An 18,875-nucleotide genomic window follows, 5' to 3' on the forward strand; every position below is an offset into this window, starting at 1 on the left:
CCATGGCGCGCTGCCGGCGGGTCCGCCCGGAACTCCTCGTCCGCCGCCACCGCCTCGTTCCGGGGCGGTGCGCCGGGCACCTCGGCAGCGGTCCGCGCGCCGGCCCGGAGGAGGCCGCCCCGGCGCGCCGGGCAGCGCGGACGATCCTGGTGCCGGGCCGGTGCCGGCCGCCCCCGCTGCGCGGATCCGCTGCTCTCGCCGCCGACCTCGGCGGCACACCGCGCGGCGCCCGCGGCGAACCGGGCAGGCTCGACGCGGTGCCGCGCACGGAGCCGCTGTCCGTCCCCGGTGGGGGGCAGCGGCCGGCCGTGGTGGGGCCGTCGGGGGCGGCAAGAGGCACCCGCGTGCCGGCGCATGAGTCCCGGCCCGGCGCACGGAGTGACCCGTCAATGACCGTCGGCGAGGCGGGGAGGTCACCCTCCGTCAGCGGCCCCGCCCGCCTCGCCTCGCCGCAGTCCTCATCCCCGAGCGACCCCGAAGGTCACCGAGACAGGACCTGGCCGGCGAAGGCGTCCCGCGCGAACGCCGCGACGTCCCGCGGCTCACGCCCCAGTACCCGCTCGACCCCGTCCGTCACCGACGCGTTGTGCCCGTCCAGCAACGTGGCGAACAACCCCGCCAGCCACGCCGCTTCGGGCGCCGGCAGCCCGTACTGGCGCAGCATCCCGGCGTACTCCTCCTCCGTCACCGGCACGTACCGCACCTCGCGGCCCGACGCCCGCGATATCTCGGCCGTCACCTCCGCGAAGGTCAGGGGACGTGGCCCCGTCACCTCGTGCACCAGCCCGGCATGGCCCTCCTCCGTCAGCGTCGCGACGATCACGTCCGCCAGGTCGTCGGCGTCGATGAACGGCTCCGCCGTGTCGCCCGCCGGGAAGGCGACCTCGCCGGCCGCCACGCCCTCCGCCATCGCGCCCTCGCTGAAGTTCTGCGCGAAGAACGACGCCCGTACGACGGTGAGTCCGGCGCCCCACGCCTCCCGCAGCGCGTCCTCGGCGCGCACGGCCTCCGGTTCCCCGCGCCCCGACAGCAGCACCAGCCGCCGCACCCCCGCGTCCGCCGCGAGCCGCCCGAAGTCCCGCATCGCCTCCACCGCACCCGGGGCGGCCAGGTCCGGGTAGTACGCCACGTACGCCGCGTCCACGCCGCGCAGCGCGCACGCCCACGTCCCAGGCGCCGCCCAGTCGAAGGGCGTGGCCCCGCCGCGCGAACCGGCCCGCACGGCCACCCCGCGTGCCGTGAGCCGTTCCGCGACGCGGCGGCCGGTCTTGCCGTTCGCGGCCGTCACCAGTACCTCGTTCATGTTCCGTGTCATGACTCGAGGTTCGCGGACCGCGCCCGGCCTTTCCATGCGTGAAAGCCTCAATCCCCTACGCGTACGTCTACGCCCACGTCTACGCCCACGTCTACGCTCATGGCGTGGACGCACTGGCCGGACTGCTCGACGGACCACGGGCCCGCGGGGCCTTCCTCCTCCGGACGGTCATGGAACCGCCGTGGTCCGTACGCATCGAGGACCGCGCGCCGCTGTGCCTGATGTGCGTCGGCGACGGCGAGGCCTGGATCGTCCCGGACAGCGGCCGGGGCGACCCCGTGCTCCTGCGCCCCGGTGACATCGCGATCGCGCGCGGCCCGGAGCCGTACACCGTCGCCGACGCGCCCGGCACCGCGCCGCACGCCCGCATCGGACCCGGCGGCACCTGCCACACCCTCCAGGGCGAGCCGTTGGAGGAGACCATGCGCCTGGGCGTACGGACCTGGGGCAACGCCCCCGACGGCCGGCACACCATGCTGATCGGTACGTACCGGATGGACGGCGAGGTCGGCCGCCGCCTCCTGGACGCCCTGCCGCCGCTGCTGCACCTGACCGCCGAGCAGTGGAACTGCCCCGTCATGCCGGTGATGGAGGAGGAGATCGGCCGGGACGAGCCGGGCCAGAGCGTCGTCCTCGACCGGATCCTGGACCTGCTGCTGATCGCCGCCCTGCGCGCCTGGTTCTCCCGCCCCGAGGCGGCGGCACCGGGCTGGTACCGGGCGATGGGCGACCCGGTGGTCGGCGCCGCGCTGCGGTTGATGCAGAACGACCCGGCGCGTCCCTGGACGGTCGCCTCGCTCGCCGCCGAGGCCGGTGTGTCGCGGGCCGGGCTGGCGCGCCGCTTCACCGACCTGGTGGGGGAGCCGCCGATGACGTACCTGACGGGCTGGCGGCTCGCCCTCGCCGCCGACCTGCTGCGCACCACGGACGCCACGGTCGAGTCGGTGGCCCGGCGGGTGGGCTACAGCGGCTCGTTCGCGCTGAGCGCCGCGTTCAAGCGCGTCCGGGGAGTAGGCCCGCGGGAGCACCGCGCGAGGGAACGCCACCTGTTGCCGAAGCAGCAACAAAGCTCGCCATAATTGCACCGCGCCGCCACCCTGTCCGCATGAGCCGACACCACCACGGTCACCACGACCACGATGACACCCACATGGACTGGAACGAGATGCTGCCGCTGCTGGAGCAGGGCGCGGAGCTCCAGAGCCCGCTGTACCGGCAGGCCGCGGCGTGGCTCGGCGAGCTGGCGCCGGCGGCCGGAGTGCGCCGGATCCTCGACATCGGCAGCGGGCCGGGCGTGCAGTCCTGCCTGCTCGCCGAAGCGTTCCCGTACGCCGAGGTCGTCGCCGTCGACGCCACGCCGGAGCTCCTGGAGCGCACCCGGGAGCGCGCCCGTGCCGCGTCCCTCGGCGACCGGGTCACCACGCACCATGCCGACCTGCCGGGCGGCATCGCCGGACTGGGCCGCGCCGACCTGATCTGGGCGGCCGACTCCCTGCACCACCTGGGCGACCAGCGCGGCGCCCTCTCGGAACTGGCGGGCCGATTGCGCCCCGGTGGCCTGCTGGCGGTCGTCGAGGGCGGGCTGCCCACGCGGCGCCTGCCGCACAATTTCGGCATCGGCCGGCCGGGCCTGGAGGCCCGCATCGACGCGGTGCACGCCGACTGGTTCGCCGAGATGCGGGCGGGGCTGCCCGGCGCCAAGGAGGACGTGGACGACTGGCGGGCCCTCCTGTCCGGCGCGGGCCTCGTACCGAGCGGCACCCGCACGTTCCTCCACGACATGCCGGCCCCGGTCACCGACGCCGTACGGCAGCAGATCGTGACCGTCTTCGCCCGCCACCGCGACGGGCTCGGCGAGCGCCTCGCGCCCGAGGACGTGGCCACGCTCGACCGGCTGCTGGACCCGGCCGACCCGCAGAGCCTGCACCACCGGCCGGACGTGTTCCTGCTGACGGCCCGCACGGTGCACACGGCCCGCCGGGGCTGAGCCCTTCAGGGCAGCAGGGGCGTGGTGTCCTGGTACGGGTTGACCGGCTCGGGCACCCGCTCCACCGTCCGGGCGTCGAGCGCCACCGCGGCCGTCGCCGTCCCGAGCTCACCGCCGCCGCCGGGGTGCCACGTGCCTGTCACGGTCACCCAGGTGTCGGCGGGGGGCGCGGGGCTGCCGTACACACGGACGCGCAGCGACTGGGAGTCGGCCGCGCAGCAGCTGACCACGAGCCGGGTCAGGTACCAGGTGCCGTCCTTGGCGCGCGGGCTCGCGGGTGTGACGAACCCGGTCATCAGGACCGTACGCCCGGCCAGGCTCCGGTCGCGGTCCTGCTGGACGCGCGCGATGAACCCGGACAGGGCGAGGGGCGCCGGGTCGGCGTCCGGGAGCGGAGGGAACTTTGACACCTGGGCGACCGCGTTGTCGGTCTCGCGCGCCGCCGTGTACGAGCCGAGCGCGGGCGGGGCGTACAGCAGCAGGGCGAGCACGGGCAGGAAGAGCACCCAGGCGACGCGCGGCCCGCCGTCCCCGTGCCCGTGCCCGTGTCCGTCGTCCACGGGCTCGTCGTCCGGGCGCCGGGGTGCGAACGGCAGCCCGTCCCGTACGGCACTGATGAGGCCCAGTCCGAGCAGCAGCACGGCGGACGCGATCAGGAAGGGCCGCAAGCCCTCCTTCACGTACCGCAGATAGACCTGGCTCAGCAGCGAGATGTGCAGGACGGCGGAGCCGGTGAGCAGCAGCAGGGCCGCCTGGATGTGCCGTCTCACAGCAGCCACCAGGCGGTCAGGCACGCGCACGCCACGGCCACCACCGCGGTCGCCGCCGAGAAGCGCACCGCGAAGGCCCGCCCGAACGTCCCGGCCTGAAGGGCGATCAGCTTCACGTCGACCATGGGGCCCACCACCATGAACGTCAGCCGCGCGGTGGGGGAGAAGCCGGTGAGCGACGCGGCGACGAAGGCGTCGGCCTCCGAGCAGACGGCGAGCACGATGGCGAGCGCGGCGAGGAACAGCACCGACAGCCAGGGGGAGTCGGCGAACACGTCCAGTACGGAGCGCGGGACGAGCACGTTGAAGGTGGCCGCCGCCATCGCGCCGACGACGAGGAAGCCGCCCGCGTGCAGGAAGTCGTGCTGGAACCCGACCCGGAACTCCTCCCAGCGGCTGCGCCCGGCCCGGTGGCCGGTGTGCCGCGCGGGCATCTTCAGCCATTCCGCCCGGCCCCACCTCAGCCACAGCCAGCCCATGGTGGCCGCCGTCGCGAGCGACGCGACGAGCCGGGCGGCGACCATCTCCGGCTGCCCGGGGAAGGCGACGGCGGTCGAGACCAGCACGACGGGGTTGACCGCCGGCGCGGAGAGCAGGAACGCGAACGCCGCGGCCGGGGTGACCCCGCGCCGGATCAGGCTCCCCGCGACCGGCACGGAGGCGCACTCGCAGCCCGGCAGCACCACACCGGCGGCACCGGCGACGGGCACGGCGAGCGCGGGGTTGCGGGGCAGTGCCCTGCTGAACACCCGTGCCGGTACGAAGGCGTTGACGGCCCCGGAGACGACGGTGCCGAACAGCAGGAACGGCAGCGCCTGCACGGTGAGCGCCACGCATATGGTCTGCCACGCCCGGAAGCCCGGGTGGTTCAGCACGGGCAGGGCAAGCGCGGCGATCAGCAGCAGCGATACGGCTCCGGTGACGGCGACGGACGGGGGTATCGCGCCGGGCGCGCGCTCCCGCGCGGGTGCGGCTGGGTTCATGGAGCCACACCTTATCCGCAGCAGCGAATGACAATCATTTCACCCTACTGGCCCTCCGGCCGTTCCCCTGGCCGGAGGTGAGCGATACCCTGAATGGGGCATATCGGACACGATGTGAGGGGGTCGGCCCCATGTCGACAGGGACGCTCCTGGCGATCATCATTCCCGTCGCGGTGATCCTGGCCGCTCTGGCCGTGGTCGCCTTCCTCGGGTTCCGCAGCCGGCGCCTGCGTGAGCGGTTCGGACCGGAGTACGAAAGGACGGTCGAGGACACCGGAAGCCGGCTCGCCGCCGAACGCGATCTGAGCGCACGCGAGAAACGCCACGACGAGCTGGACATCAGGCCGCTGCCGGGTGAGGCGCGGGACCGCTACACCCGGGACTGGGCCGACGTGCAGGGAGAATTCGTGGACCGCCCGGAGGACGCCGTGCAGGACGCGGACCTCCTGGTGACCTCCCTGATGCGGGACCGCGGCTACCCGACCGAGGACCTCGACCAGCGGCTGAAGGACCTGTCGGTCGAGCACGGCCGCACGATCGAGCACTACCGTGCCGCGCACGAGGTCAACAGGCTGAGCATGAAGCACCAGGCCACGACCGAGCAGCTGCGCGGAGCCATGGTGCACTACCGCGCCCTCTTCGACGAGCTGCTGTCCGACGGGGGCCAGTCCCACCGCGCCCCGGCCTGACCCGGCGCCGACCATGGCGGAGGAGGAGACATGCAACGCGAGGACATACCAGGACCCGGCGAGAGCGGCCTGTCCACGGAGGACATCGCCCAGCCGGGCGGCGCGGGCGAAGCCACCGGGGAGCGGCCGGACGCCCCCGCCTTCCCGATGGAGAGCACCGCGGAGCCGGCCGAATCGGCCCCGCCCACGGCCCCGGAGGTGGCCGTCCCGGCCGACCACGACGAGGACGAGACACCGCGGCTCCTGGCCGAGGAGGACGAGGAGGGCTTCCGGACCCGCTGGCAGGACGTCCAGACCCAGTTCGTCGACGACCCTCGCGAGGCCGTGCACAAGGCCGATGCCCTCGTCGCGGACGTCATGCGGCAACTGGCCTCGACGTTCGCCGACCACAAGAAGGACCTGGAGGGCCAGTGGAACCGTGGTGAGGACGTGGACACCGAGGACCTCCGCAAGGCGCTCCGCCAGTACCGGTCGTTCTTCAACCGCCTGCTGACCACCTGACCCCGCCCCGGACGGACCGGGCCGTGCGGGACGTGCCCGCGCGGCCCCGTTCCATGTCCGCCGGACGGCGTGATTGCGGTCATTGGTGTCCGTACCCGTGTGGCGTTTACCCTTCCTCGGTCGCCTCGCGCCAGGCAGGCGGCTTCGGAAGGCGGAAGGTCGATGAAGCAGCAGGTCGCAGCGTCAGACCAGGCAGCGGGACAGCGTCCCGAGCCGGTACCGGACCGTGATGCCGAGACGGGGCGCATCGCCGCCGTACGCCGTTACGACATCCTGGACACGCCGCCCGACGGTGCCTTCGACCGCGTCGCCGCGCTGGCGGCCCGGCTTTTCGACGTTCCGGTGGCGACGGTCACGATCGTGGACGCCGAGCGCATTTGGTTCAAGGCCGCTCACGGCCTGGAGGGCGTCAAGCAGATCGGCCGCGATCCGGGCCTGTGCGCGTCGGCCGTCCTGCGCGACGACGCGCTGGTGATCCCCGACACCCTGACCGACCCGGTCGCCCGCGACAACCCGCTGGTCACCGGCCCCATGCAAGTACGCTTCTACGCCGCCGCCCCGATCGTCACCAGCGACGGCCACCGCCTTGGCACGGTCAACGTCCTGGACACCAAGCCGCGGTCGATCACCGAGGACGACACCGCCATGCTCGCGGACCTCGCAGCCATCGTGATGGACGAGCTGGAGCTGCGCCTGTCCGTGCTGCGGACGCTGCGGCACGAGCAGCGGCGGCGGGAGGTCGAACGCCTGCACGCCGAGCTGGAACACGAGCGGGCCCAGGCGGAGCGGGCGGCCCGCGAGCAGGCCGAGAAGGACAGGGCCGCCATCGCCGCCTTCGCCTCCACCCTCCAGCGCACCCTGCTCCCGCCCGCCCTGCCGACGGTGCCCGGCCTGGAGCTGGCCTGCCACTACCACACCGCGTCCGTGCACGACGTGGGAGGGGACTTCTACGACCTCTTCCCCGTCGACAAGGGCCGGTGGGCGTTCTTCCTCGGAGACGTGTGCGGCAAGGGCGTCGAGGCCGCGAGCGTCACTTCACTGACGCGCTACACGCTGCGCGCCGCCGCCCAGGTCGACCCCGACCCCGTCACCGTGCTGAACGCGCTGAACACGGTCCTGCTCACCGACGTCGCGGCCGGCAGCCGGTTCTGCACCGCCGTCTTCGGACTGCTCACCCCCGCCGAGCACGGCGGCTTCACCGTCAGCCTGGCGACCGGCGGCCACCCTCCGGCCTACCACCTTCGGCCCGACAGCGCGACGGGCGCCGCCTGGGTGAAGGCCGTACGCCCCAAGGGCGGCATGCTCATCGGGGCCTTCCCCGACGCGGCGTTCGCCGAGACCACCTTCTCCCTGCGGTGCGGGGAAGGACTCCTGCTCTACACGGACGGGCTGACCGAGGCACGCACCGCCGACGGCACCATGCTGGGCGAGGATGGCCTGACCGGCTTTCTCCACGCGCGCCCCGGCCCCATCAGCGCCCCTACGCTGGTGGACGACACCGCCGCCCTGCTGTCCTCACTGCCGGGCGCGGGCGACGACGTCGCCGTGCTCGCCCTGTCCGTTCCGGTGCCCGAAGGCACACGGGACCATGGTGCCGCCGTCACCGCCCACACCATTGCCGCGCCCGAGCACATCGGCCAGGAGTGACGACCGACGTGACCGACGAACTGCACGTGACCATCCGGCCCATCGACGGTTCCCGCGCCGTGATCGGCGTTTCCGGAGCGCTGGACCTGCGCGCCGCGCCCACTCTGCGCCGCCACGCACTGAAGCTGATCGAGCAGGGGCAGTACCGTCTCCTGATCGACATGGCCGGCCTGGGGTTCTGCGACTCCGCCGGTCTGAGCGCCCTCATCGGTATCTGGCACGGTGCCCGGGGAGCGGGCGGCGAACTGCTGCTCGCGGGCGTCCCCGACCGTTTGATGCGCATGCTCAAGATCACAGGCGTGGACACAGTGCTGCCGGTGCACCCCACCGTCGACGACGCCCTCGCCCGGGTGGCCGACTGAAACGCCCTCACCGCCGGCAGCGGCTCAGTCGTGGTCTTCGGGGAGACGGCGAACGTGGGGCCGCACGCCCAGCACGCCGTGCGGACCGGTTCTCCATGGGGATGCACGCCGGGCATGGCGGCCGCTTGGCGTACAGCGGGCCGCTGGGACGGATTGTGGTTGCCGGCACCCGCGTGCGCCGTGGCCTGCATGGGCCATCCCGGCGAGTGCGCTGCTGCCCGCTCCCTGGGCAGCAGGCGGCGCGGCCGCTCGCCGGTGGCCGCGCCGTCTCCGCGAGGGGCGGTCAGCTGTAGTCGAACGTGGCCGGGTCCGGGCCCAGGCGCCTGCCTTCGTCGAGGGCGGCGAGGGCCGCCAGGTCGTCGGCGTCCAGCTCGAAGCCGAAGACGTCGATGTTCTCCTGGATCCGGGACGGGGTCACGGACTTGGGGATCACGATGGTGCCGAGCTGGAGGTGCCAGCGGAGCACCACCTGGGCGGGGGTGCGGCCGTGCTTCCGGGCGACCGCGACGATCGTCGGCACCTCCAGCAGGCCCTTGCCCTGGCCGAGCGGCGACCAGGCCTCGGTCAGGATGCCGTGGCGGGCGTGGAACGCCCGGGACTCGGCCTGCTGGAGCTGCGGGTGGAGCTCGATCTGGTTGACCACGGGTACGACGGAGGTCTCGCCGAGGAGGCGCTCCAGGTGCTCGGGCAGGAAGTTGGAGACGCCGATCGCCTTGGCGCGGCCGTCCGCGTAGATCTTCTCGAGCGCCTTGTACGTGTCGACGTACAGGTCCTTCGAGGGCAGTGGCCAGTGGATCAGGTAGAGGTCGACGTAGTCGAGGCCGAGCTTGGCCAGCGAGGCGTCGAACGCGCGCAGCGCCGAGTCGTGGCCCTGCTCGTTGTTCCAGAGCTTGGTGGTGACGAAGAGCTCGTCACGGGCGATACCGGAGGCGGCGATGGCCTCGCCGGTGCCCTTCTCGTTCTCGTAGAACGCAGCGGTGTCGATGCTGCGGTATCCGGCCTCCAGGGCCGTGCCCACCGCCTTCGCCGCCTCGTCGTCGGGCACCTGCCAGACACCGAAGCCGAGCTGCGGCATGGAGACGCCGTTGTTGAGGGTGAGGGAAGGGACCTTGCTCACGAGCGGTCGATCCTAACGTCGTCGGTTGGTACTCCCAGGGACAACGATCACATCCTGGAACGTGTTCCCCGGAGGGTGTTCCCGGACGTCTTCCGGGGCGCGCCATTGACCGCGTCCCATCAACGCGCGACTCTATTGCACGTCGCTGAACGCGATGCGCCCATCTGAACGGTTGAATAGCCGCGTTCGGCACTCCTGAACCCCCACCTCTCAGGAAAGCAGGTCCGGCCATGCAGGAATCCGCATCCCACGAAGACGCCGAGGAGAGGGCCGCCGCCCCGGCCGTCTGGCAGACCCCCGAGTACACGGTCGTCGAGACCGCCCTCGAAGTCACCGCCTACTTCCTCGCCGACCGGTAGTCCCCGCCGCCATGCTGCTGCAGGTGCTCGGCACCGCGGCGGGCGGCGGGCTGCCCCAGTGGAACTGCGCGTGTCCCGGCTGCGCCGGGGCACGCGCCCACCCGGAGCGGCGCCGCCGTCACGCCTCGCTCGCCCTCCGCGCCGGCGAGGGCTGCTGGTACGTCGTCAACGCCACCCCCGACCTCGGCGAACAGATCGAGGCCGGCCACGAGCTGTGGCCGGGGCCCGGCCCCCGGGACACGCCCCTCGCCGGCGTCGTCCTCACCGACGCGGAACTCGACCACACGCTCGGCATCGCCCGCCTCCGCGAGGCCGACGGCTTCGAGATCCTCGCCACCCCACCCGTACGCACCGCGCTCCTCGACCACCTCCGCCTCGGCGACACCCTCGCCCCCTACACCCGTATCGAATGGCGCGAGCTCAGCACCAAGCCGCAGCCGCTCACCGCGGGCGGGACGATCGAGATCGACGCCGTGCCCGTCTCCGCCAAACGGCCCCGGTACGCGACGGAAACCGGCCCCGACGACCCCACCTGGGTCGTCGCCCTCCGGCTGCGCGACACGACCACCGGCCGGACCCTCCTCTACGCACCCGCGCTCGCCGCCTGGACCGAGGAGTTCCAGTACGCCGCCGAGGCCGCCGACTGCGTCATCGTCGACGGCACCTTCTGGGACGACGACGAACCCGTACGCAGCGGGTTCTCCACCAGGTCCGCCACCGCCATGGGGCACCTGCCCATCGACGGCCCCGGCGGCACCGCCCACCGGCTCGCCGCCCTGCGCGCCCGCTGCCTCTACACCCACCTCAACAACACCAACCCCCTCGCCGACCCCCACGCCCCGCAGCACGCGCTGCTCGCCGCACGGGGCCTGCACGTCGCCGCCGACCGGATGGTGATCGAGCTGTGAGCATCTGGAGCCGGGAGGAGTTCACGGCGCGGCTGCACGCCGTCGCCACCTACCGCTACCACGACCGTCACCCCTTCAACGTACGCATGCACGACGGCACCCTCACCCCCGCCGAACTGCGCCGCTGGATCCTCAACCGCTTCCACTACCAGCGCCACATCCCCGTCAAGGACGCTCTCGTCCTCGCCAAGCTCGACACTCCCGCGCTGCGCCGCGCCTGGCTGCGGCGCATCCAGGACCACGACGGCGAGAAGGACGGCCACGGGGGCATCGAGCGCTGGCTGCGGCTCGGCGAGGCCGCCGGCATCGACCGCGCCCGCCTCGCATCGGGCGACGGGGTGCTGCCCGGCGTACGGCTCGCCGTCGACGGCTACGTCAACTTCTGCCGGCTGCGCCCCCGCCTCGAAGCCGTCGCCGCCTCCCTCACCGAACTGTCCGCGCCCACCATCATGCGCACCCGCATCGAGGCGTTCGAGACGCACTACCCATGGATCGAGGCCGACGGGCTGGCGTACTTCCGCGACCGGATCGGGCAGGGCGGCCGCGACAGCGCCGAAGCGCTCACCCTGGTCCTGGACTGGGCGCGCACCCGCGAGGAGCAGGAGCGGGCCGTGGCCGCGCTCGCCTTCAAGTGCGACGTGCTGTGGTCGCTGCTCGACGCCGTCGAGGCCGGAGGCAGGTCATGAGCGGCGGCAGCGGGCTGGGTGGCGGCAGCGGCCTGGGTGGCGGGCTGGGTGGCGGCAGCGGTACGTGGCGGCCGGCGCTGCACCGGTCCGTGACGCTCCGGCACGACCACGTCCGCGGCACCGACCTGCTCGTCCTGCCCGAACGGGTCGTCGTCCTGCACGGCAACGCCGGGTCCGTCCTGCGGCTCTGCGACGGCGCGCGGGACGTCGACGGCATCGTGGCCGCACTCCAGGCCCGCCACCCGGGCGCGCCCGTCGCCGAGGAGGTGCCCGACTTCCTCGGGCGGCTGCGGGCGGAGGGCTGGCTCACATGACACCGCCGCCCCCACCGCCGTGGGCGCTGCTCGCCGAACTCACCCACGGCTGCCCGCTGCGCTGCGCCTACTGCTCCAACCCCCTCGAACTGATCGCCCGCTCGGCGGAGTTGACGGCCGGCGAGTGGGCGGGCGTCTTCCGGCAGGCCGCCGCCCTCGGCGTCGTCCAGACCCACCTGTCGGGCGGCGAACCGCTGCTGCGCCGCGACCTGGACGCCATCGTGGCCGCCGCCGACGGCGCGGGCGTCCACACCCAGCTCGTCACCAGCGGCGTCGGGCTCACCGCGAAGCGGCTGCGCGGCCTGGTGTCGGCCGGGCTGCGCAGCGTCCAGCTGTCCGTGCAGCACACCGACCCGGCCGCCGCCGAACGGATCGCGGGAGCCAGGGCGTTCACCGCCAAGGAGCGTGCCGCCCGCCTCGTACGGGAGGCGGACCTGCCCCTCGGCGTCAACGTCGTCCTGCACCGCGCCAACCTGGACGCGCTCGACGACCTCGTCCACCTCGCCCTCACCTGGGGCGCGGAGCGAATCGAGCTGGCCAACACCCAGTTCTACGGCTGGGCGCTGCGCAACCGCGCCGCCCTCCTGCCCGACCGGGCGCAGGTGGCCAGGGCCCGTGACGCCGTCGCACGGTGGCGGGAGCGGCTGGCCGGGCGCCTGGACCTGGTGTGGGTCGTGCCCGACTACGTGGACGGCACCGCCAAGCCCTGCATGGGCGGCTGGGGCGCCCTGTCCCTGACCGTCCACCCCGACGGCACCGTTCTGCCCTGCCCGGCCGCCGCCGCCCTGCCGGGGCTCGGCGCGCCGAGCGTCAAGGACCACGCCCTGGACTGGATCTGGCGCGAGTCCCCGGCCTTCACCGCGTACCGGGGCGAGGAGTGGATGCGCGAACCGTGCCGCGGCTGCGCGCTGCGCACCACCGACTTCGGCGGCTGCCGCTGCCAGGCGTACGCCCTGACCGGCGACGCCACCCGCACCGACCCCGCCTGCCGCAAGTCCCCCGACCACGGGCTCGTCACCGCCCTCGTCGACGCGGCCGCGGTGAGCACCGGCTCCGGCTACTCCTACCGTACGGAAGGACCCCGATGACCCCCACGCGCAGGACCGTCCTCGCGGCCGCCCTCGGAGCGGCCGCGCTCCTCGCCGGCCTCGTACCGCCCTCGTCCGCCGCCCCCTTGCCCAGCGAACCCACCGGCGTCACCACCCTCTCCACCGGCTGGACCATCCCCTGGGGCACCGCCTGGCTGCCCGACGGCTCCGCCGCCCTCGTCACCGAGCGCGACACCTTCACGGTGTACAAGGTCACCCCGTCCGGCACGCGTACGCGGGTCGGCACCGTCCCCGACTCCCAGACCACGGGCGGCGAGGGCGGCCTCATGGGGGTCGCCGTCGACCCCGACTGGGCCACCACCAGGCACGTGTACTTCATGCACACGTCGTCCGAGGGCAACCGCATCGCCCGCATGACCTACGACGGGACCACGCTCACCGGCTACACCATTCTCGTCCAGGGCATCCGCAAGGCCCGGTACCACAACGGCGGACGGCTCGCCTTCGGCCCCGACGGGTATCTGTACGCCTCGACCGGCGACGCCCAGGTCACCTCGCTCGCCCAGGACCGCAACTCCCTCAACGGCAAGATCCTCCGCATGACGAAGGACGGGAAGCCCGCCCCTGGGAACCCCTTCGGCACCCTCGTGTACAGCCTCGGCCACCGCAACCCGCAGGGCCTGGCCTTCGACGAGCGGGGCCGGCTGTGGGAGGCGGAACTGGGCCAGAACTCCCGCGACGAGCTCAACCTCATCAAGCCCGGCGCCAACTACGGATGGCCGACCTGCGAAGGCACCTGCGGCGTCGCCGGTATGACCAACCCCAAGAAGACCTGGGGCGTCGCCGAAGCGTCCCCCAGCGGCATCGCCGTCGCCGACGGCGCCGTCTACATGGCGTCCCTGCGCGGCCAACGGCTGTGGCGGATCCCCCTCAACGCCGGCAACGAGGACGTCGGCACGGCGACGGCGTACTACGTGGGGACGTACGGCAGGCTGCGCACCGTCACCACGGTGCCGGGCGCCAAGCAGCTGTGGCTGTCCACGACCAACGCGGACGGCAACGGCGGGCAGCCGGCCGGCTCGGACCGGATCCTCAAGGTCACGATCGGCTGACCAGGGCGCGCCGGCCGGTCACCGGTACAGCGCCTCGACCTCCGCCGCGTACGCCGCCTCGATCGCCCTCCGCTTCAGCTTCAGCGACGGCGTCAGCAGCCCGTGCTCCTCCGAGAACGGATGCGCCAGGATCCGGAACGTACGGATCGACTCGGCCTGCGACACCAGGGTGTTCGCGGCCACCACCGCCCGCCGTATCTCCGTCTCCAGCGAAGGGTCGCGCACCAGCTCGGCGGGCGGCAGGGGCGGCCGGTTCTGCATGACCAGCCAGTGCTCGACCGCCTCCAGGTCGAGGGTGACCAGGGCGGCGATGTACGGGCGGTCGTTGCCGACCACGATGCACTGCGCCACCAGGGGATGGGACCGCACCCGCTCCTCCAGGCCGGCCGGCGACACGCTCTTGCCGCCCGACGTCACCAGGATCTCCTTCTTCCGCCCGGTGATGGTCAGATAGCCGTCCTCGTCGAGCTTCCCCAGGTCACCGGTGGCCAGCCAGCCGTCGTGGAGCACGGCGGCGGTCGCGGCGGGGTCGCCCAGGTAGCCGGAGAAGACGTGCGGGCCGCGCAGCCACACCTCGCCGTCGTCCGCGATGTGCACCGTCGTGCCGGGGATGGGCGGGCCGACGGTGCCGTACTTGGTCCGCTCGGGCGGGTTCGCGGTGGCCGCCGCCGCCGACTCGGTCAGCCCGTACCCCTCGTACACGGTCACGCCCGCGCCCTCGAAGAACAGCCCCAGCCGCCGGGCCATCCCCGACCCGCCCGACATGGCGTGCCGCACCCGCCCGCCCAGCGCGTCGCGGACCTTGCCGTACACGACCTTGTCGAAGAACTGGTGCTGCACACGCAGCGCCGCCGACGGGCCGGGCCCCAGCCCGAACGCCTTGTTCTCCAGCGCCTCCGCGTACCGCACCGCCACCTCGACGGCCTTGTCGAAGGGCCCCGCCTTCCCGCCCGCCTCCGCTTTGCGGCGCGCCGCCTGGTAGACCTTCTCGAAGATGTACGGGACGGCCAGCACGAACGTCGGCCGGAACGCCGCCAGGTCGGCCAGCAGCGCGCTCGCCGTCAGTTCCGGCTGATGGCCGAACTTCACGCGCTTGCGGACCGCCGCGACCTCCACCATCCGCCCGAAGACATGCGCGAGCGGCAGGAACAGCAGCGTCGACGCCTCGTCGCCGGGCCTGGAGTGGAACACCGGCTCCCAGCGGCTGACCAGGGTGTCGGCCTCGAACATGAAGTTGGCGTGCGTCAGGACGCACCCCTTGGGGCGGCCCGTCGTCCCGGACGTGTAGATGATCGTGGCGATCGACTCGGGCGTCACCGCCCGCCGGTGCCGGTGCACCACTTCCTCGTCGATGCGCGTGCCCGCCTCCACCAGTTCGGCGACCGCCCCGGCGTCCAGCTGCCACAGCCGCTTCAGCCGGGGGAGCCGGTCGACCACCGAGCCGACGGTCATGGCATGGTCCTCGTGCTCCACCACGCACGCCGTCACCTCGGCGTCGTGGAGCATCCAGTGCACCTGGTCGGCGGAGGAAGTGGGGTAGACGGGCACGGACTGCGCACCGACCGTCCACAACGCGAAGTCGAACAGCGTCCACTCGTAGCGCGTACGCGCCATGATGGCGACCCGGTCCCCGAACCGTACGCCGTCCGCGAGCAGCCCCTTGGCCAGCGCCAGCACCTCGTCCCGGAACCGCGCCGCCGTCACGTCGACCCACTGCCCGTCCGCGTCCTTGCGCCCCAGCGCGACACGGTCCGGATCGTCCACGGCGTGCTCGAATACGGAATCGGCCAGTCCGCCGACCAGGGGAGCCGTCGCCATGGGGGGGACAGTGAACTCGCGCAATGGCCTGCTCCTTGGGGGGTGCTCCGCGCAGCGGAGGGTGACGGTACCCCACGCCGGACCCGCGCGGGAGGGCCTTCGCCAACCCCGTCCGTACGACATCGCCACAGGTCAGAAGCTAAGTGCCCAGCCACGGGGGCGGGTACGCGCACGCTACTGACCGCCGGGTAAGTAGCGGGTGGCGGAATCTCCACGGAATCTGTACGCCGTGCGCACGCGGCACCCCGGGGGGCGGCTACCGGTGCAGCCGGTCGCCGCCCGCCAGGATGGCCGCCGCCAGGGCGTCCGCCGCCTCCTGGGCGGTGCCCTTGGGGCGGCCGTGCAGGAGGACGAAGTCCACGTCGCCCAGTTCCGGCAGGCCCGCCCGGGCCGGCACAGGGGTCAGGCCGGGCGGGATCAGGCCACGGGTGTGGGCCATCACGCCGAGGCCCGCGCGGGCGGCCGCGATCAGGCCGCTCAGGCTCGTACTCGTACAGACGATCCGCCACGGGCGGCCGTGCGCCTCCAGCGCCTCCAGTGCGCGCGCCCGGGTGATGCCCGGCGGCGGGAAGACGATCAGCGGAACCGGGCGGTCCGGGTCCAGGCGCAGCCGGGGCGCGCCGATCCACGTCAGGGTGGAGTGCCAGACCAGCCGGCCATGGGTGTCGCCGCCGCGCCGCTTGGCGAGCACCAGGTCGAGCCGCCCGGCCGCCAGCTTCTCGTGCAGCGTGCCGGACAGGCCGACCGTCAGCTCCAGGTCCACCTCGGGGTGCTCACGGCGGAACGACTCCAGGATCTCGGGCAGCCGGGTCAGCACGAAGTCCTCCGACACCCCGAACCGCAGCCGCCCGCGCAGCCGCGTGCCCGTGAAGAACGCCGCCGCCCGCTCGTGCGCCGCCAGGATCGTCCGGGCGAAGCCGAGCATGGCCTCGCCGTCCTCCGTCAGCTCCACGCTGTGCGTGTCCCGGGTGAACAGCGCACGCCCCGCCGCCTCCTCCAGCCGCCGCACATGCTGGCTGACCGTCGACTGGCGCAGCCCGAGGCGGCGGGCGGCCTGGGTGAAGCTCAGGGTCTGCGCGACGGCCAGGAACGTGCGCAACTGGGTGGGCTCGTACACGCTCCCCAGGCTAGCGGGCCCATCGCGAAACGTGATGACAGTCAGAGCGGTGTACGGGATTCCCGATCAGCTCGATCGCATGGACGATGGAGAGGGCACGACCTGAACCTGAGAGCACGTGGAGCACATGAGCCGCCGACCCCTGTCCTGGCTGCCGATCGACCCGTACATCCTGGCGCTGGTCGCGACGGTGGCCCTCGCGGCGCTGTTCCCGGCCTCCGGCGCGGCCGCCGAGGCGGTCGGCGGCGTGTCGACCGGCGCGATCGCCCTGCTGTTGTTCCTGTACGGGGCGCGGCTGTCCACCCGGGAGGCGCTGGACGGGCTGCGGCACTGGCGCCTCCACGTGACCGTGCTGGCGGCGACGTTCGTGGTCTTCCCGCTGCTGGGGCTGGTGGCGAAGGGCCTGGTGCCGTCCGTGCTGACGCCCGCCCTGTACGGCGGGCTGCTGTTCCTGTGCCTGGTGCCGTCCACCATCCAGTCCTCGATCGCCTTCACGTCGATCGCGCGCGGCAATGTGCCCGCCGCGATCTGCGCGGGCTCCTTCTCGTCGCTGGCGGGGATCGTCCTGACACCGCTGCTGGCGGCGCTGCTGCTGGGCGGCAGCGCCGGTGGCTTCTCGGCCGACTCGCTGGTGAGGATCGTCGCGCAGTTGCTGGTGCCGTTCCTGGCGGGGCAGGTGCTGCGCCGCTGGGTGGGCGGGTTCCTGACCCGGCACAAGAAGGTGCTGGGGTACGTCGACCGGGGCTCGATCCTGCTCGTCGTCTACACCGCGTTCAGCGACGGCATGGTCCAGGGCGTCTGGCACCAGGTGACCCCGGCCCGGCTGGCGGCCCTGCTGGGCGTCGAGGCGGTGCTGCTCGCCGTGATGCTGGCGCTCACCTGGTACGGGGCGGGGCGGCTGGGGTTCGGCCGGGAGGACCGGATAGCGATCCAGTTCGCCGGGTCCAAGAAGAGTCTGGCGGCGGGGCTCCCCATGGCGAGCGTGCTGTTCGGCGCGCACGCCTCGCTCGCCGTGCTGCCGCTGATGCTGTTCCACCAGATGCAGCTGATGGTCTGCGCGGTCATCGCCAAGCGCCGCGCGAACGACCCGGTTCCGGAACAGCCGGCGCCCGGCCCGCGCCCGGCGGAGCCCGCCCGCCGCTGACGCCCGCCGATGACGCCTGCCGCCGTCACGGGACCAGGACCACCTTGCCCTGGTTGGCGCGGGACTCGATGAGCGCGTGGGCCCGGGCGGCGTCCGCCAGGGGCAGCTCCGCGTGCACATGGGCACGCAGGCGACCGGTGGCGTGGAGGTGCCACAGCTCGTCGCGCCACCGCGCGTACGCGCCGGGCCGGGTACGGACCAGGTGGGCCATCTGGAAGCCGATGACCGACTTCGCGCCCGCGAGCAGGTCGTACGCCTGGACCGTTCCGCCGCCGGAGCTGTACGCGACCAGCCGGCCGCCCGGCGCGAGAGCGGCGATCGCGGGTGCGAGCAGGGCCCCGCCCACGGCGTCCAGCACGATGTCGACCGGCGCGCCCCACGACGCGTCCCCGTACGTCACCACCTCGTCCGCCCCGAGCCCGCACAGGAACTGCGCCTTGGCCGCCGAGCCCGCCGCCGCGACCACCCGTGACGCGCCCTCCAGCCGCGCGAGCTGCACCGCCAGCTGGCCCACCCCGCTCGCCGCCCCCGTGACCAGGACCGACTCGCCCGCCACCGGGCGCGCCGCCTCCCACGCGCCCCGCGCGACCAGCCCGCCGCGTACCAGCGCCACCGCGTCCACCGCCGTCGCGGCGTCCGGGACGTGCGAGGCCGTCGAGGCGTGCACGACGGCCAGTTCGGCGTACCCGTGCGCGAAGCAGATCCCCGTCACCCGGTCACCGGCCCGGAAGCCGGTCACCCCGCCGCCGGCCGCCTCCACCGTCCCGGCCACCTCACCGCCCAGCGGCAGCGGCTCGGCCGCCTCCCGCACCCGCCTGACCGCCGGCAGGCTGACGCCGATCGCGCCCACCCGCACCAGCAGTTCACCCGGACCGGCCACCGGTACCGGGACGTCCTCCAGGAACAGCACCTCGGGGCCGCCGTTGACCTCGTACCGCACACGCCGCATGGACGGCACCTCCTTGCCGAAAACCGTTGGTATCACCAACAGTAAACC

At 73.4% G+C, this 18,875-nt stretch carries 20 protein-coding genes; 13 read left to right on the plus strand and 7 right to left on the minus strand.

The window, feature by feature from the left end; translation table 11 throughout:
• Positions 1 to 481: 481 nt before the first annotated feature.
• Positions 482 to 1,315 (minus strand): NmrA family transcriptional regulator, encoded by an 834-nt coding sequence (locus BKD26_RS33895; RefSeq protein ID WP_107418092.1) that lies wholly within the window; start codon positions 1,313 to 1,315, stop codon positions 482 to 484.
• Between the two features lie 104 nt (positions 1,316 to 1,419).
• Here BKD26_RS33895 and BKD26_RS33900 point away from each other — a divergent pair, with 104 nt between their 5' ends.
• Together BKD26_RS33900 and BKD26_RS33905 are read left to right on the plus strand one after the other, a co-directional pair.
• Positions 1,420 to 2,394: an AraC family transcriptional regulator gene (locus BKD26_RS33900; protein ID WP_084906289.1), complete on the plus strand. Its 975-nt coding sequence runs from the start codon at positions 1,420 to 1,422 to the stop codon at positions 2,392 to 2,394.
• Positions 2,395 to 2,420: 26 nt separating this feature from the next.
• On the plus strand, positions 2,421 to 3,302 hold the full coding sequence (locus BKD26_RS33905) for a class I SAM-dependent methyltransferase (RefSeq protein ID WP_084906208.1): 882 nt from the start codon (positions 2,421 to 2,423) through the stop codon (positions 3,300 to 3,302).
• A gap of 5 nt (positions 3,303 to 3,307) precedes the next feature.
• Here BKD26_RS33905 and BKD26_RS33910 read toward each other — a convergent pair whose 3' ends face one another.
• Positions 3,308 to 4,072, minus strand: a complete 765-nt coding sequence (locus BKD26_RS33910; protein ID WP_084906210.1) for a TIGR03943 family protein — start codon at positions 4,070 to 4,072, stop codon at positions 3,308 to 3,310.
• A complete protein-coding gene (locus BKD26_RS33915) occupies positions 4,069 to 5,055 on the minus strand; it encodes a permease (protein ID WP_084906212.1) in 987 nt (328 codons plus the stop codon). The genes BKD26_RS33910 and BKD26_RS33915 overlap by 4 nt, the downstream gene beginning before the upstream one ends.
• A gap of 131 nt (positions 5,056 to 5,186) precedes the next feature.
• On the opposite strand from BKD26_RS33915, the gene BKD26_RS33920 reads away from it, so the two are divergent.
• The 4 genes from BKD26_RS33920 (at position 5,187) to BKD26_RS33935 (ending at position 8,254) form a co-directional block, all read left to right on the plus strand.
• Positions 5,187 to 5,744, plus strand: coding sequence for a hypothetical protein (locus tag BKD26_RS33920; RefSeq protein ID WP_084906214.1), 558 nt, complete (start codon positions 5,187 to 5,189; stop codon positions 5,742 to 5,744).
• Positions 5,745 to 5,774: 30 nt separating this feature from the next.
• Positions 5,775 to 6,245, plus strand: coding sequence for a hypothetical protein (locus tag BKD26_RS33925; protein WP_084906216.1), 471 nt, complete (start codon positions 5,775 to 5,777; stop codon positions 6,243 to 6,245).
• A gap of 162 nt (positions 6,246 to 6,407) precedes the next feature.
• A complete protein-coding gene (locus BKD26_RS33930) occupies positions 6,408 to 7,892 on the plus strand; it encodes a GAF domain-containing SpoIIE family protein phosphatase (protein ID WP_084906218.1) in 1,485 nt (494 codons plus the stop codon).
• An 8-nt stretch (positions 7,893 to 7,900) separates the two neighbouring features.
• Positions 7,901 to 8,254, plus strand: coding sequence for an STAS domain-containing protein (locus BKD26_RS33935; protein ID WP_179166806.1), 354 nt, complete (start codon positions 7,901 to 7,903; stop codon positions 8,252 to 8,254).
• A gap of 283 nt (positions 8,255 to 8,537) precedes the next feature.
• Here BKD26_RS33935 and BKD26_RS33940 read toward each other — a convergent pair whose 3' ends face one another.
• Positions 8,538 to 9,371, minus strand: a complete 834-nt coding sequence (locus BKD26_RS33940) for an aldo/keto reductase (RefSeq protein WP_084906222.1) — start codon at positions 9,369 to 9,371, stop codon at positions 8,538 to 8,540.
• A 230-nt stretch (positions 9,372 to 9,601) separates the two neighbouring features.
• Here BKD26_RS33940 and pqqA point away from each other — a divergent pair, with 230 nt between their 5' ends.
• Genes pqqA through BKD26_RS33970 form a run of 6 tightly spaced genes read left to right on the plus strand, consistent with a single transcriptional unit; the run spans position 9,602 to position 13,799 of the window.
• Positions 9,602 to 9,730 (plus strand): pyrroloquinoline quinone precursor peptide PqqA, encoded by a 129-nt coding sequence (gene pqqA / locus BKD26_RS33945; RefSeq protein WP_084906224.1) that lies wholly within the window; start codon positions 9,602 to 9,604, stop codon positions 9,728 to 9,730.
• Between the two features lie 11 nt (positions 9,731 to 9,741).
• The gene (locus tag BKD26_RS33950) at positions 9,742 to 10,638 is read left to right on the plus strand and encodes an MBL fold metallo-hydrolase (protein WP_084906226.1); all 897 of its coding nucleotides are present in this window, start codon (positions 9,742 to 9,744) and stop codon (positions 10,636 to 10,638) included.
• Complete coding sequence (gene pqqC, locus BKD26_RS33955) at positions 10,635 to 11,324, plus strand: pyrroloquinoline-quinone synthase PqqC (RefSeq protein ID WP_084906228.1); 690 nt, start codon at positions 10,635 to 10,637, stop codon at positions 11,322 to 11,324. Before BKD26_RS33950 ends, pqqC begins: the two co-directional genes overlap by 4 nt.
• Positions 11,321 to 11,638, plus strand: coding sequence for a pyrroloquinoline quinone biosynthesis peptide chaperone PqqD (gene pqqD, locus BKD26_RS33960; protein WP_084906230.1), 318 nt, complete (start codon positions 11,321 to 11,323; stop codon positions 11,636 to 11,638). Before pqqC ends, pqqD begins: the two co-directional genes overlap by 4 nt.
• A complete protein-coding gene (gene pqqE / locus BKD26_RS33965) occupies positions 11,635 to 12,726 on the plus strand; it encodes a pyrroloquinoline quinone biosynthesis protein PqqE (RefSeq protein ID WP_084906232.1) in 1,092 nt (363 codons plus the stop codon). Before pqqD ends, pqqE begins: the two co-directional genes overlap by 4 nt.
• On the plus strand, positions 12,723 to 13,799 hold the full coding sequence (locus tag BKD26_RS33970) for a PQQ-dependent sugar dehydrogenase (RefSeq protein WP_084906234.1): 1,077 nt from the start codon (positions 12,723 to 12,725) through the stop codon (positions 13,797 to 13,799). The genes pqqE and BKD26_RS33970 overlap by 4 nt, the downstream gene beginning before the upstream one ends.
• A gap of 18 nt (positions 13,800 to 13,817) precedes the next feature.
• Here the strand turns inward: BKD26_RS33970 and BKD26_RS33975 are convergent, their stop codons facing one another.
• Both BKD26_RS33975 and BKD26_RS33980 read right to left on the minus strand, forming a co-directional pair.
• Positions 13,818 to 15,617, minus strand: a complete 1,800-nt coding sequence (locus BKD26_RS33975; RefSeq protein ID WP_084906236.1) for an AMP-dependent synthetase/ligase — start codon at positions 15,615 to 15,617, stop codon at positions 13,818 to 13,820.
• Between the two features lie 256 nt (positions 15,618 to 15,873).
• Positions 15,874 to 16,743, minus strand: a complete 870-nt coding sequence (locus tag BKD26_RS33980) for a LysR substrate-binding domain-containing protein (RefSeq protein ID WP_084906238.1) — start codon at positions 16,741 to 16,743, stop codon at positions 15,874 to 15,876.
• Between the two features lie 118 nt (positions 16,744 to 16,861).
• On the opposite strand from BKD26_RS33980, the gene BKD26_RS33985 reads away from it, so the two are divergent.
• Positions 16,862 to 17,878, plus strand: coding sequence for a bile acid:sodium symporter family protein (locus BKD26_RS33985; RefSeq protein ID WP_084906291.1), 1,017 nt, complete (start codon positions 16,862 to 16,864; stop codon positions 17,876 to 17,878).
• Positions 17,879 to 17,903: 25 nt separating this feature from the next.
• On the opposite strand, the gene BKD26_RS33990 is transcribed toward BKD26_RS33985, so the two are convergent.
• Complete coding sequence (locus tag BKD26_RS33990; RefSeq protein WP_084906240.1) at positions 17,904 to 18,827, minus strand: zinc-binding dehydrogenase; 924 nt, start codon at positions 18,825 to 18,827, stop codon at positions 17,904 to 17,906.
• Positions 18,828 to 18,875 lie beyond the last annotated feature (48 nt).

It is taken from the genome of Streptomyces sp. CB03238 (assembly GCF_002099185.1).
Classification (GTDB): Bacteria; Actinomycetota; Actinomycetes; order Streptomycetales; family Streptomycetaceae; genus Streptomyces.